This window comes from Marinobacter sp. UBA2498, assembly GCF_002341575.1.
GTDB classification, from domain to species: Bacteria; Pseudomonadota; Gammaproteobacteria; order Pseudomonadales; family Oleiphilaceae; genus Marinobacter; species Marinobacter manganoxydans.
This window is the reverse complement of record NZ_DDOI01000052.1, coordinates 8,859-22,399: the sequence shown is the minus strand read 5'-3', so window position 1 is coordinate 22,399 and position 13,541 is coordinate 8,859. Positions and strand designations below refer to the sequence as shown.

The following is a 13,541-nucleotide window of genomic DNA, read 5'->3' as shown; positions in this document are numbered from 1 at the left end:
ACTGGGCGTGCCCGGACAGGTAAGCGAAGATACCAAGCGCTCCGGCGACCATCACCGTTGGCATGATTGCCAGACCATCCAGGCCGTCGGTCAGGTTGACGGCGTTGCTGCTGCCAACGATCACGAAATAGCTGAGCAGAATGAACAGCACCGGGCCAAGGGTGAGGGATACCTGCTTTACAAAGGGCACATACAGAGACGTCTCCTGGGGCAAGGCGGAACTGAAGAACAACACTACAGCCGCCGTAGCGCCGATAACCGACTGCCAAAAATACTTCCAGCGGGCCGGCAGGCCCCGCGGGTTACGTTCCACGACTTTGCGATAGTCATCAACCCAACCGATTGCGCCGAACAGGAGCGTCACCAGCAGGGTGACCCAGACGTAGCGGTTACCAAGATCCGCCCAGAGCAGCGTACTGATGCCAATGGCCACCAGGATCAGTGCGCCACCCATAGTCGGGGTGCCAGCTTTGCTGAGATGGGTTTGCGGACCGTCATCTCTCACCGCCTGACCAATCTGGTACTGGCTCAGCTTGCGGATCATCACGGGGCCGATGATCAGCGAAATCAGCAGCGCGGTGAGTGTGCCCAGAATTCCACGCAGGGTCAGGTACTGAAACACCGTCAGTGCGGAGAAATACTGTGATAGGACCTCTGTCAGCCAGAGCAGCATGAGTTATTCACCTTTTCTTTAATTCCCTCCACCACACGCTCCATGGCGGAACTGCGAGAACCCTTGACCAGCACTGTCAATGGTGTGTTTTTATCCCCAATCGCCGATTCAACGGCCTGCTCATGGCTCAGCCCGAGTTCCGTGGACTCGCCAAACCCGTCGGCATAACCTTCACAACCCGGCCCCACGGTAATCAGTCGATCGATACCATGCTCCCGGGCGCACACTCCAACTTCCCTGTGCAACGCATTTGCCTTGGCGCCAAGCTCTGCCATGGCACCGAGTACAGCAATCTTCTGACCTGCACGGCCGGCCAGCACGCCGAGCGCGGCTTTCATGGACGACGGGTTGGCGTTGTAACTGTCGTCAATCAGCGTCATTTCCGGCGACAACTCCAAGACCTGAAGCCGCCCTTTCACCGACGCAACACTGGCCAGCCCTGCAACAATCGCCTGATCACTGGCACCCAACTCACGGGTTGCCGCGATGGCAAGCAGCATGTTGGTGATGTTGTGATCGCCCTCCAGGCCCAGCGTGACCCTGCATAGCCAGCCGTTCGGGCCGCTGACCTGAAAGGTTCTGGTTCTGGTTCCGGCGTCCTGGCCCTCAATGACTGCGTGATAATCCGCCTCGGCGCCGAGACGGCTGACACCTGCGACGCGGCGGGCCCCGGCTCGGGTGCGCCACTGCGCGAAGGCCGGATCGTCACCGTTGAGCACCATCAGCCCGTCTGACGCGACGCCGTCAATGATTTCGCCCTTGGCCAGGACAATGTTCTCGTAGCTGCCAAACCCTTCCAGATGGGCCTCGCCAGCATTCGTGAGAATGGCAACGCGGGGCTTTGCCAGGGCGACGGTATGGGCAATTTCACCCAGCCCACTGGCACCCAGTTCAATCACGCCGTACTGGTGTTCCGGAGAAAGGCCGAACAGCGTAAGCGGAACACCGATGTGATTGTTCAGGTTGCCTTTCGTTGAAAGTGTCTTGCCCATCTGCGAGAGAATGGCGGCGCACATCTCCTTGACGGTGGTCTTGCCGCTGCTGCCAGTGATCGCGAGGATGGCCGCTGTGCTTTCTTCACGGTTGGCGGCCGCTAGCCGGGCAAGGGCCTCCAGCGTGTCATTCACTACCAACTGAGGCAGAGCCAGGTTGGTATCAGGCGTATCGACCACCAGGCCAACTGCACCTTTATCCATGGCCTGTTGCAGGAAACGGTGGCCATCGAAATTTTCGCCGCGCAGGGCCACAAACAGCTGGCCAGGTTGGAGGGTGCGGGTATCAGTGGAAACCCCGGCGAAGCTCACCGATGCAAGGTCGCCCGAAGCGCACTCGGCGCTCAGCCAACCCTTGGCTTCCGCCAGCGAAAAGGCGCGCATCATGCCACACCCCCATTGAGTTTCAAGACGTGGCGAACCTGCTCCGCATCACTGAACGGGTATTTCTGGCCGGCGATTTCCTGATAAGCCTCGTGGCCTTTCCCTGCGATCAGAACTACGTCGTTTGGCGTGGCCGAGCGGATCGTCGACTGAATGGCCTCGGCCCGGTCATGGATGACAGAGACCCGGGCAGCGTCCGTGAAACCGGCGAGGATGTGCCGCGCAATTGTTTCGGGGTCCTCACTGCGGGGATTGTCATCAGTAACGACCACCCGATCTGCAAGCCTCTCGGCTTCCCGTGCCATTTCCGGACGTTTACCGGCATCACGGTCACCGCCGCAACCAAACACGCACACCAGTTCACCGGTAACGTGCGGACGCAGTGCTGTCAGAGCATTGGCGAGGGCATCCGGGGTGTGGGCGTAATCGACCACCACCCTGACACCATTAGCACCCACAAACCGCTCCAGCCTGCCCGGTGGCGGTGTGAGCCGACCCACAGCCTGCTGCACGCGCTCGATCGGCACGCCAAGCGTCAGAACCGTTGCCATAGCCGCCAACACATTGCTCGCGTTGAAACTTCCCATCAGCGGAACCGAGACAACAAACCGGCTCCACTCGCCATCGACCTCAGCTTCAAAGCCTTCGTCGGTTGGTCGGAATTCCCGTAACCAGAGCTCGGTCTGGGCCTCGTGCAGGCTGTAGCGCACGCGATCACATTTGCCGTCCAGCTGTTCGAAGAGCTGTCGACCAAATGGATCGTCAAAGTTGATTACCGAAAAATGCAGCTCTTCACGCTGGAAAAGCTGCGCCTTGGCGGCACCATAGGCTTCCATGGAACCGTGATAATCCAGATGATCCCGGGTCAGATTCGTGAATACAGCGCCGGTCATCGAGAGGTTATCCACGCGGCCCTGATCAAGGGCATGGGAGGACACCTCCATCACGGCTGCCCGACCTTCCTGTTTCACGATCCGGGACAGCACCCGGTTAACCTGAACCGCATCCGGTGTCGTATGCGTCGCAGGCTGCAGGGCGCCGGGCATGCCATAGCCCAGGGTGCCGAGGATGCCGCAGGGCGTTCCCGTTTCCTTGAGCAGCTGTGCGACATACTGGCAGACCGACGTCTTGCCATTGGTTCCGGTCACGCCAATCAGGCGAAGTCGTTGCGACGGATGCTCGAAAAAGCGATCAGCGATTCGCCCCACCAGACTGCGTAGGCCAGCGACAGGTACGATCAAGGCACCGTGGTGTTCGGTGCACTCTCCCGCCTGCTGCGCTTCCAGGAGGATGACCGTTGCGCCCGCTGCAATGGCCTTATCGACATAGAAGTCAGCCGGCGTTCGGGCGCCCGAGAGGGCGATAAAGGCATCGCCGGAGGCAACTTCCCGACTGTCGGTTTTCAGTCCGTGGATGGTCACGTCGAACACCGACGGAACCGCTACGATACCCTGCAATAACGTGCTGAGAGATGTGATGCACATAGGCCTACCCTCGCTCTCCGGATGCAGAAGCAGCCATTTCGGCCTCTCCCACTTCCAGTTCAGGCTTCACATTCAACAGTCGCAGTGCGTCACTCATCACCCGTGAGAATACTGGCGCGGCCACTTCACCACCGTAGTATTCTCCGGACTGCGGCGCATCAACGGCCACAACCGTAACCAGCCTGGGGTTATCAATAGGCGCCATACCGGCAAAAATCGCCTTGTACTGGCTATCCTCGTAACCCTGGGCCCCAACAAGATGAACAGTCCCGGTCTTGCCGCCGGCCGAGTAGAATCCAGGCTGTGCCCGCTTACCGGTACCCCTTGAAACGGCCTCGCGCAGCATATTGCGAACCTGGAGGGTGACCTGCTCCGAGAGCACTCGCTGCCCCTCCGGCTTCTTGTTCTGCCGGACCAGGCTCAGGGGATAGCGCACGCCACCATTGGCGATCACCATATAGGCCTGGGCCAGTTGAAGAGCGTTCACGCTCATACCGTATCCGTAGGACAGTGTCGCCTCTTCCACGGGGCGCCACTTGGGCGGCGATGGCAATACACCCACGGCTTCGCCGGGAAAACCGATCCCCGTTGGCTGGCCAAGCCCCAGACGGGCGTAGAGATCACGAATCACATCGCCGCCAAGGTCGGTAGCAATCCGGCTGATTCCGACGTTGCTGGACTTGACGATGATCTCGGTCATATCCATGACGCCATAGTTGCGATGATCCCGGATGGTGAAACGACCGAAACGGCGAAAACCCGGGTTGGTATCAATGGTGCTGTTAACCGAGTAGCTGCCGGATTCCAGCGCCGCCGCCATGGTGATCGGCTTCATGGTTGAGCCTGGCTCGAACAGGTCGGTGATAGCCTTGTTTCGAAGATTTTCCGCTGCGAGCTGACTGCGGTCATTGGGGTTATAGGACCCCTGGTTGACCATCGCCAGGACCTCACCGGTATCAACGTCGAGCATGACCAGCGTACCCCCTCTGGCATTATGAGCCGCCACCACAGCCTTGAGTTCCCGATAGGCCAGGTACTGGAGGCGCAGGTCGATGCTGAGGGCGAGGTTCTGGCCGGGGCTGGCATCGCGAATCAGGGTCAGATCCTTGATAACCCGGCCGCGGTTGTCTTTCAGGACCCGCTTCCGGCCGGTTTCACCGGACAGCCACTGGTTGTAGGCGAGCTCGATCCCTTCCTGCCCGCGTTCGTCGATGTCGGTGAAGCCCACAACGTGAGCAGTCACTTCGCCGGCGGGGTAATAGCGACGGTACTCCTGACGGGTGTATATCCCGTCAATCTCCAATTCGAGAACCATTCTGGCCAGATCCGGCTGAACCTTGCGGCGCAGATAGATGAATTCCCGCCCGGAGTATTCTTCGAGACGCTGCCGAAGAGAGGCTTCATTGATATCGAGCAGCCGCGCAAGGTTGGTGAGTCGCGCCTCGGAGGGATTGGCTTCAGAAGGATTCGCCCAGATGGTCTGCACTGGCGTGCTGACGGCCAGAGGCTCGTCATAACGATCGGTGACAACACCACGATGAGCATCAATACTCTCAACCCGGATCGTACGGACATCACCCTGCTTGCGCAGGAAATCATTATCTACGACATGGAGATCGACCAGGCGCCAGCCAAGCACACCCACCACCAGGAGAAAGACGCCCACGACCGAGCCAAAGCGCCAGGCTGCCAGCCCGGACGCCAAACGCTGCCCCCATGTTGTCTTCTTTCCCTGATCGGACACGTCGATCACCCTGAATCGTTGTTGTTTTCGTTTATTATCGGTTTGCAACCGGCGACATCAGCGGTACCAGCACAATATCCTGGCGTCCCGGCACTACCATGCTGAAACGCTCAGCCGCCAGCTTTTCGACTCGACCGTGGGCACTAAGCGCACTTTGTTCAAGCAGCAGCTGACTCCATTCACTTTGATAGCGGTCGCGCTCGGACTGAAGCTGCGACAGGGTATTAAAGAGCTCCCGGTTCTCGTGGGCGCTCACCACCACGCCGATGGAGGACGCCAGCAACACGGCAACCAGCCCAAGCGAGACCAGCACTTTGCCCTGCCGGGTCGCGGCGAATACCTGCCTTGAAATCCGGACCGCAGTTGCAACACCGTCGCGGACCTTCTGCTTGTTGAGCTTCGCCGTTTTTACCGGCTCTTCAATGGCAACAGCGCCCATGGTTACGCGCTCCCCTGCGAGTTTTTCCTGATATCGGTGCGTTCGAGCACCCGCATGACTGCGCTGCGGGCACGTACGTTGTCACTTACTTCTTCGGCGCCGGCCTTGCTGGCTTTGCCAACGAGCCGGAAATCCGAGGCTTCCTGTTCCGCGGTTACGGGCACCCCTTTGGGCAGCTGTGGCCCGCGCGCCAGATCCCTCATGAACCGCTTGACCAACCGGTCTTCCAGCGAATGAAAACTGATGACCACCAGACGCCCTCCAGGAGCGAGGTGGTCAACAGCAGACTGAAGACCCACTTCGAGATCTTCCAGCTCCCGGTTGATAAAAATCCGGATTGCCTGGAAGGTCCGGGTAGCCGGATGCTTGTGCTTTTCCTTTTTCGGGACCGCCTCGCTGACCAACTCTGCCAACTGGCGAGTGGTTTCGACGGGCGCTTCCTGCCGACGCTCGACCAGTAGCCGGGCAATGCGCCGCGAGAATTTCTCTTCGCCGTAACGGAAAATCACGTTTGCGATATCCGACTCGTCCGCTGTTGCAAGCCATTCGGCGGCGCTGGGCGATTGTTCGGTATTCATGCGCATGTCCAGTGGACCATCACGCATGAAACTGAATCCACGGGAGGCATCATCAAGCTGCGGCGATGACACGCCGAGATCCAGCAACACACCATTCACTGTCTGCCAACCCTGACCGACCACCGCAGCGCCCAGCTCCGCAAACGAACCGTGGAAACTGTGGAACCGGTTATCCTGGGCTTCCAATTCCTTCGCCGCGCGTATCGCCTCGGGATCCTTGTCGATACCCAGCAACCGCGCCGACGGGCCGAGGCGACCGAGAATCAGGCGGCTGTGACCACCCCGCCCAAAGGTGCCATCCACGTAATAACCGTCGGGGTCGTTGACCAGATAGTCGACCGCCGAATCCAGGAGCACCGAGCGATGCGAGTACGCTGCCCCGGCCTCCTGGTTGCGATCGGCGGTCATAAGGACAGCGCCTCCATCTCGGGCGGCATGTCTTCGTCATCAGAGGATTCATCCAGCCAGGCAAACCAGCGCTCTTCACTCCAGAGCTCTAGCTTCTTGCCTTGCCCGATCAACATCAGCTTTTTCTCCAGATGGGCATAGCTTCTAAGGGTTGGCGGAATCAGAATGCGCCCGGCCGAATCCAGCTCCATGGGCGCAGCATTACCCAGGATCAGGCGCTGCAGCCGCCGGGCCGCCTTATTCATGTTGGGAAGCGCCTCGATTTTAGGACGTAGAACTTCCCATTCGGGCTCCGGATAGACCAGCAGACACCGCTCCTCGTCAGCGTTTGCTGTCAATACAATGCGCCCACCACAGGCCTGCGCGAGCTCTTCGCGTACCTTGGAGGGGATCGCCAGGCGACCCTTCGCATCCATATTGATGGCATGACTGCCGAGAAAATTACTCATTTACGCTGTCTCTGGGTGCCCGATATCCACAAAAAACCACTAGAAACCACTTTTTCCCACTTCTGCACACTATAGAAACACGCAATACACAATGCAAGCGCCGCAAACAGCGCCACACTTGCAAAAGTTCCTTTTATGACAAGAGGTTACGGAGGCGGATTCGATGAAATGGTGAGATAACGGAAAAGAAAAGAAGTAAAATCAAATACCTGCAAAAAAGTCTGAAGACTGCAAGTGAGGTTTAAGATTTTTTGGCTATAAAGGACATCTGTTGAGAATGACGAATGTCACTGGAAGGGAAAAGAGCGAGCTCGCCGATAAGCCGGGTTCTGTCTTGGACAGTCATTCATCTAGGGTCTGCGTCACCACAGACCTCAAGCAACCTACCCGAATCCAGCGCGGGCCACGCCATTGGATTCCTATTTGGTCTTGCTCCAGGTGGGGTTTACCATCGCCGTGGACTGTTGCCAGCCACGCGGTGCGCTCTTACCGCACCGTTTCACCCTTACCGGCGCCCGAGGGCGCTTAGGCGGTATACTTTCTGTTGCACTTTCCGTCGGCTCGCGCCGCCCAGGCGTTACCTGGCACCTTGCCCTGTGGAGCCCGGACTTTCCTCCCCCGGAAAACCGGCGGCGACTGTCTGGCGAGCTCGGGCGAGACAATACTCCTGCGCTCAGAGCCTTGCAAGGGAAAACGCCACTGTACTCAGCTGTCTTTCAGCGCCAGTGCGCGCTGGTACAGCTCATTCTTCGACAGACCGGTCAGCTCCGAGGCCATTTTGGCGACCTTCTTCACCGGAAGCTCTGCCAGCAAAACCCGAAGCACACGGTCCACATCCATGGTAGCCGCGTCATCATTACCAGGTTGCGCCATCGCACCTCGAACCATGACCACGAACTCCCCACGGGTTCCGTGGGGATCCTGCTCCAACTCTGCCAGAACCTCCGCAATCGAACCGGAATAAAAGGTTTCGAAGGTCTTGGTGATTTCCCGCCCCAGAACCATCTCACGATCCTCGCCCAGCACCTCGGCAATATCCCGTACCGACTCCAGAATCCTGTGCGGCGATTCATAGAACACCAGAGTGGCCGGCTCACTGGCCAGCGGCTCAAGACTGGCCCTGCGACCCGAGCGCTTGGCAGGCAGAAATCCCACGTACAGAAAGCGATCCGTCGGCAGGCCGGCCGCGCTCAGAGCCACTACCAGTGCACAGGGCCCCGGAATCGGGCTCACCCGATACCCCGCAGCCCTGGCGTCGCGCACCAGCACGTATCCGGGATCGGAGATAAGCGGTGTACCGGCGTCGGAGATCAGCGCCACATCGCGCCCGGCCTTAAGCTCAGCGAGGATTCCGGCTGCGCGATCTTTTTCGTTATGGTCATGCAATGCGATCATTCGCTTCTGAATGCCCAGATGGCTCAATAGCCGGCCACTGTGGCGCGTATCCTCTGCCGCGACCACATCCACGTGGGCGAGGGTCCGGGTTGCTCTTGGAGATAGATCATCAAGGTTGCCAATCGGGGTGGCAACAACATAAAGAGTGCCGCCCGGTTCATCCCTGCGGCTATCGGACGACGGGTAATCGCTGACCTCGTTTTTCAAAGCGTGTGCCTCTGTGATGGGGTATCCGGGAGCGTGACAGTTACGTCATGTGAATTAACCCCGGAGCTGTTAAACTTGCCAGCGTTAGTCTGGCGCTACAAGCCCAATCATCCGGAGTATGTCGAGCCTGCCATGTTAAATATCCGTATTCATCAACGAGCCCTGGCCAGCGTATTTACTGCCGCCCTTTTGTCGGCGGGCTGCGCCACCGTCAATCTCGAAACCCACGTCGCGCAAACGGCCGACCAGGCCCTCGAGCTTGCCGGCAACGAAGATAATATCGAGACCGCCCAGGCCTACCTCCTCCGGATCGCCAGCAGGTTTCAGGACCAGGGCAACCACGTGGCAGCACGAACGCTACTTCAAAGTTCGCAGCTGGCGCAACCGGCTGCGGACCTTGGCAACCAGAAACTCCTGCTAGCCATGGCAAGCGCCAAGGCCCTTGAGGACGAATCCTGGGCAGAGGCGCTTGCCGCCGAACTCACGCCGTCGACCTTTATAGAGTACCCGGCCGACCTGATGGCCCGGGCCGCCAACCTGCAGGCGGACACTTATGACCTGGCGGGCAAGCCGATGCCTGCGGCCATGACCCTTATCCTGCTGGCCCAGACGGATAACACCGCGGATGCGCAACAGATTCATAACCGCATCTGGTCCCTGCTGGAGAAGGTACCGGGCACCGAGCTGAGCTCGGCCTCTGCCGAAGCGATTGGCTATGAGGCCCAGGGCTGGCTGGAGCTGGCAAACCTGGTGCGCACTGCAGAAACCGGCATAGACGAGCAGGGCCGACTCATCCGGGGTTGGCAAAACAACTGGCCCGGCCATCCTGCCGCCCAGATTCTGCCCTCGGAACTCCAACTGATCGCCACACTGGCGGACAGCCGTCCGGAAAAAATCGCTCTTGCCCTGCCTCTCCAGGGCCCGCTGGCAACGGCGGGCAAGGCCATCCGGGATGGCTTTTTGGCAGCGTACTACCTGGATGACACTGCTGACCGGGGCAAAACCGACATTCGGATCTTTGATACCGCCGGCACGTCTTTCAGCGAACTTTACAAGCAGCTATCGGAACAGGATATCGACCTGATTGTCGGCCCCCTGGAAAAAGAGGCACTGGCCGGACTGGGTTCCATGAATACGCTGCCCGTACCCGCTCTCGGGCTGAATTACCTGCCGGCGGATACCAAGCCTGCTGACGGACTCTACCAGTTCGGTCTCTCGGCAGAGGACGAGGCCCGGCAAATTGCCGACCGGCTTGCCGCAGAACAGCTGCGCCAGGTTCTGGTGCTTATCCCCGGCGGCGAATGGGGCGATCGCGTTGAGGCTGCGTTGCTGAAACGCATGGCGTCCCATGAAGGGGTTGCCCTGGATATCGAGCGCTTCTATCGGGAAGACAACCTCAGGGCGGTAACGGCTGACCTGCTGGGCATTACCGTTTCCCGCGACCGGGCCATCCAGGTTGAACGCACCATTGGCATGAATGTCGAATTCGAGCCGCGTCGCCGGCAGGATGCCGACGCCATCGTCATGGTGGCAGAGCCCACTGTCGCCCGACAGTTCAAACCGCTTTTCGCCTTCTATTTCGGCGGGGACCTGCCTGTGTACTCGCCTTCCATTATCTATGAGGGCACACCCGCACCTTCACGGGACCGTGACCTGAACGGCGTTATTTTCACTGATATTCCCTGGGTACTGGGCGACGACAATGAGCTGCGTACGCGAGCTACCGAAAATCTGTCCGGAACCCGTGGCCAGCCCGGGCGCCTTTTCGCCATGGGCGCCGATGCGTGGCACCTGAGCAAACGCCTGCCGTTGCTGAAACAGGTTGAAAGCGCCTCGATATCAGGCCAAACAGGTGTGCTGACCATGACGCCCGAGGGCAGCATCCATCGGGAACAACTCTGGGCCCAGTTCCGCAACGGCGCCCCTGAACTCATTCCTGAACCGGTAACCGAAGAGGGAGAGATGGAAGGCGCTCAAGAGGAAGCCCCACCTCTCAGCGAATAACACCAACGGAGAAAAACAGTAGCCATGGATGGCACCAAAACCCTGGGTAACCACTTCGAGGGCGTTGCAGCCCGTTACCTCGCCAGTCGGGGCGTCCGGATTATTGAGCGCAACGTCTACAATCGCGGCGGCGAGATTGATCTCGTCGGACAGGAAGGTGAGACTCTCGTATTCTTCGAGGTCCGCTATCGGGGCGCTGGCAGCCTTGTAGATCCTGCAAGCTCCATCAATTACCCCAAACAGAAACGCCTGATTCGTGCAGTCTCGTTTTACCTGCACAGGCACGGGCTCTGGAACAGTCTCTCACGGATAGATGTGGTTGCCATCAGCCCGGGTACCGTCAAAAAATACCGGGTACAATGGATCAGGAATGCAATTCTGGCAGGATAGTGATACCGAAAATGACCGACACCGAACACCAGATCAACCAGTGGTTCGCAAGCCATATGGAGCATACCGCGCAGGCCGCGAGTACGGCCGGCCCTGCTATCGAGGAGGTTGCCAATGCCTTCGTGGAAACTCTGCTCCAGGACGGGAAAATAGTTACCTGCGCCAACGGTAATGCCAACATTCTGGCCCAGTACTTCTGTACCGCGCTTCTGAACCGTTTCGAACAGGACAGGCCGGCACTGCCCGCCATCAATCTCGGCGCCGACGCAACGACCTATTCGGCCATCTGCCGGGATAACCGTTTCAACGATACCTTCTCGCGTCAGGTCCGGGCGATTGGCAAACCCGGGGATCTGTTGTTCGTGATCGTCGACGATGGCCACAAGGCAAATCTTATCCAGGCTATCCAGGTTGCCCATGATCGGGAAATGAGTGTTGTGGTTCTTAGTGCCAGGGAGAAATCGGACATAACCTCTTTGTTGCATCCAGAGGACCACGAAATCGCCCTGAACGATCTCAGTCCCACGGAGGCTACACCTCTGCTGCTGCTCATCATCAATGCCCTTTGCGGGCTTATCGACGCAAAAATCTTCGGGGGATAAAAAAAGCCAGCGTAAGCTGGCTTTTCAAAACGAGTGCGCTGGCGTTATTTCACAACCTTGAGGGTAGGCCTGCCAGAGGGGCGATCCTCCTGACCAGGTGACGCCTGCTCACCATCGCGCTCCTTCGAGGTACCGTCAGGATCGGGAGAGCCCGGCTCACTGCCGAAGACCATGCCCTCGCCGTTTTCCTTGGCGTAGATTGCCATCACCGCCTGCAACGGAATAAACACCTGCATGGGCACGCCACCGAAACGGGCACTGAATTCCAGCGCTCCATTCCCGATGACCAGGCCGCGCACGGCGCCCGGGCTGATATTCAGCACAATCTGCCCGTTCGCGACATGCTCTGTCGGCACCTGCACACCCTGAATGCCTGCGTCCACTACAATGTAGGGGGTACAGTCATTGTCCAGAATCCACTCATTGAATGCTCGTACCAGGTACGGACGGCTGGACGTCATGGTGTTTTTACTCTCAGCCACTGCCACTCTCCTGCTCCGGCAAGCGGAACGTTACCAAATCAGCTGCGAATGTCTTCTTCCAGATCTGACAGGCTTGCCTTGAAGCCTTCCCGGCTGAAGATGCTCTCCATGTACTTCTGAAGTGGCTTGGCCTGCTTTTCATTCAGCTCAATGCCCAGCGACGGGAGACGCCAGAAGATCGGGGCAATACAGCAGTCTACGATGGTGAACTCTTCGGACAAGAAGAAGGGCATCTCCCCAAACAGGGGCGCCGTCGCCAACAGGCTTTCCTTCAGCTCTTTGCGCGCTGTCTCAGAAGCCTTGGCATTCGGCTGAGCCAGAATCTGGTCGACCAGGCCACACCAGTCTTTCTGGATCCGATGGATCATCAGACGGCTGTTGGCTCGAGCAACCGGGTATACCGGCAACAAGGGCGGATGCGGGAAACGCTCGTCGAGGTACTCCATCATGATGTTGGGCTCATAAAGCACCAGATCACGATCCACCAGCGTCGGCAGGGCGTTGTACGGGTTCAGGTCGGCCAGTTCAGCCGGCGGATTGTCGGGATCCACATCAACGATATCGACGGTAACACCCTTCTCTGCCAGTACAATCCGCACTCTGTGGCTGTAATGGCTGGCCGGATCCGAGAAAAACGTCATTGATGACCGCTTGGTCACAACGCCCATAGAACTACCTCACGAGTAAACAAACCGAAATGATCCTGAAAAAACGCAAAAATCCAGCGGGCCGGTTATGCCCGCTGGAACTCAGGGGACGGGATTATACCCTATTTCTCAGTGTACGTCCTTCCAGTACTCACGATTGAGCAGGTAGGCGAACACGAAGAAGATGGCCACAAAGATCAGGACAAAGATCCCCAGACGCTCACGCTCAAGCTTGATCGGATCACCCATGTAAGACATGAAGTTGGTCAGATCATACATGGCCTGGTCAAACTCTGCTCCAGACATGCTGCCTTCGATAGCGTACTCCGGGCAAACATCCGCGTTATTGATGTTGCCACTCAGGGGCTCAACGCTGGCCGGCGTTCCGATTTTCGGTTCAACGGCGCAGAGCCCCTGCAAATCAACCAGAACATGGGGCATACCGACATTCGGGAATACCACGTTATTGACGCCCAGCGGACGGGACTCGTCCTTGTAGAAACCGCGGAGGTAGGAATATACCCACGCTTCGCCACGCAGACGGGTTTCGAGCGTAAGATCCGGTGGCGGAGCACCGAACCAGTCAGCCGCCATGTCTTTGTTCATGGAGTTTTTCATCAGCTCGCCAATTTTGGCGCCGGTGAAGATCAGGTTTTCCTCATA

General features: G+C 58.6%; 14 protein-coding genes and 1 other RNA gene. 3 read left to right on the top strand and 12 right to left on the bottom strand.

The window, feature by feature from the left end:
- From mraY to rsmI, 9 genes are all read right to left on the bottom strand, one after another.
- The coding region (gene mraY, locus B2W52_RS06240; RefSeq protein WP_286801971.1) for a phospho-N-acetylmuramoyl-pentapeptide-transferase at nt 1–673 on the bottom strand (673 nt) is incomplete at its 3' end.
- On the bottom strand, nt 658–2,052 hold the full coding sequence (locus tag B2W52_RS06235) for a UDP-N-acetylmuramoyl-tripeptide--D-alanyl-D-alanine ligase (protein WP_286801968.1): 1,395 nt from the start codon (nt 2,050–2,052) through the stop codon (nt 658–660). The genes B2W52_RS06235 and mraY, both read right to left, overlap by 16 nt.
- Nucleotides 2,049–3,533: a UDP-N-acetylmuramoyl-L-alanyl-D-glutamate--2,6-diaminopimelate ligase gene (locus B2W52_RS06230; protein ID WP_092030365.1), complete on the bottom strand. Its 1,485-nt coding sequence runs from the start codon at nt 3,531–3,533 to the stop codon at nt 2,049–2,051. The genes B2W52_RS06235 and B2W52_RS06230 overlap by 4 nt, the downstream gene beginning before the upstream one ends.
- A 4-nt stretch (nt 3,534–3,537) precedes the next feature.
- Entirely contained in the window at nt 3,538–5,277 is a 1,740-nt protein-coding gene (locus B2W52_RS06225) for a peptidoglycan D,D-transpeptidase FtsI family protein (RefSeq protein WP_273072354.1), read from the bottom strand.
- Between the two features lie 34 nt (nt 5,278–5,311).
- Nucleotides 5,312–5,716 carry a cell division protein FtsL gene (gene ftsL, locus B2W52_RS06220; protein ID WP_008176529.1) on the bottom strand — a complete coding sequence of 135 codons (405 nt, stop codon included), beginning with the start codon at nt 5,714–5,716 and terminating at the stop codon, nt 5,312–5,314.
- Between the two features lie 2 nt (nt 5,717–5,718).
- Complete coding sequence (gene rsmH, locus B2W52_RS06215; RefSeq protein ID WP_286801963.1) at nt 5,719–6,702, bottom strand: 16S rRNA (cytosine(1402)-N(4))-methyltransferase RsmH; 984 nt, start codon at nt 6,700–6,702, stop codon at nt 5,719–5,721.
- The gene (mraZ, locus tag B2W52_RS06210; protein WP_008176533.1) at nt 6,699–7,151 is read right to left on the bottom strand and encodes a division/cell wall cluster transcriptional repressor MraZ; all 453 of its coding nucleotides are present in this window, start codon (nt 7,149–7,151) and stop codon (nt 6,699–6,701) included. The genes rsmH and mraZ overlap by 4 nt, the downstream gene beginning before the upstream one ends.
- 302 nt (nt 7,152–7,453) lie before the next feature.
- Nucleotides 7,454–7,803, bottom strand: an RNA gene (gene rnpB / locus B2W52_RS06205) — RNase P RNA component class A.
- A 53-nt stretch (nt 7,804–7,856) separates the two neighbouring features.
- Complete coding sequence (gene rsmI / locus B2W52_RS06200) at nt 7,857–8,753, bottom strand: 16S rRNA (cytidine(1402)-2'-O)-methyltransferase (protein ID WP_008176535.1); 897 nt, start codon at nt 8,751–8,753, stop codon at nt 7,857–7,859.
- A 75-nt stretch (nt 8,754–8,828) separates the two neighbouring features.
- On the opposite strand from rsmI, the gene B2W52_RS06195 reads away from it, so the two are divergent.
- From B2W52_RS06195 to B2W52_RS06185, 3 genes are read left to right on the top strand one after another with little or no spacing between them, the layout of a single operon-like run.
- Nucleotides 8,829–10,757 (top strand): penicillin-binding protein activator, encoded by a 1,929-nt coding sequence (locus B2W52_RS06195; protein WP_227497880.1) that lies wholly within the window; start codon nt 8,829–8,831, stop codon nt 10,755–10,757.
- Nucleotides 10,758–10,781: 24 nt separating this feature from the next.
- Nucleotides 10,782–11,147 carry a YraN family protein gene (locus tag B2W52_RS06190; protein WP_008176539.1) on the top strand — a complete coding sequence of 122 codons (366 nt, stop codon included), beginning with the start codon at nt 10,782–10,784 and terminating at the stop codon, nt 11,145–11,147.
- A gap of 11 nt (nt 11,148–11,158) precedes the next feature.
- Nucleotides 11,159–11,749: a D-sedoheptulose-7-phosphate isomerase gene (locus tag B2W52_RS06185; RefSeq protein WP_008176542.1), complete on the top strand. Its 591-nt coding sequence runs from the start codon at nt 11,159–11,161 to the stop codon at nt 11,747–11,749.
- A 44-nt stretch (nt 11,750–11,793) separates the two neighbouring features.
- Here the strand turns inward: B2W52_RS06185 and B2W52_RS06180 are convergent, their stop codons facing one another.
- The 3 genes from B2W52_RS06180 to B2W52_RS06170 all read right to left on the bottom strand — a co-directional run.
- A complete protein-coding gene (locus B2W52_RS06180) occupies nt 11,794–12,210 on the bottom strand; it encodes a ClpXP protease specificity-enhancing factor (protein ID WP_169702205.1) in 417 nt (138 codons plus the stop codon).
- 59 nt (nt 12,211–12,269) lie between these two features.
- Nucleotides 12,270–12,899 carry a glutathione S-transferase N-terminal domain-containing protein gene (locus B2W52_RS06175; protein ID WP_273072357.1) on the bottom strand — a complete coding sequence of 210 codons (630 nt, stop codon included), beginning with the start codon at nt 12,897–12,899 and terminating at the stop codon, nt 12,270–12,272.
- Between the two features lie 108 nt (nt 12,900–13,007).
- Nucleotides 13,008–13,541, bottom strand: a 534-nt coding sequence (locus tag B2W52_RS06170; protein ID WP_286801954.1) for a cytochrome c1, incomplete at its 5' end; no start/stop codon positions are given.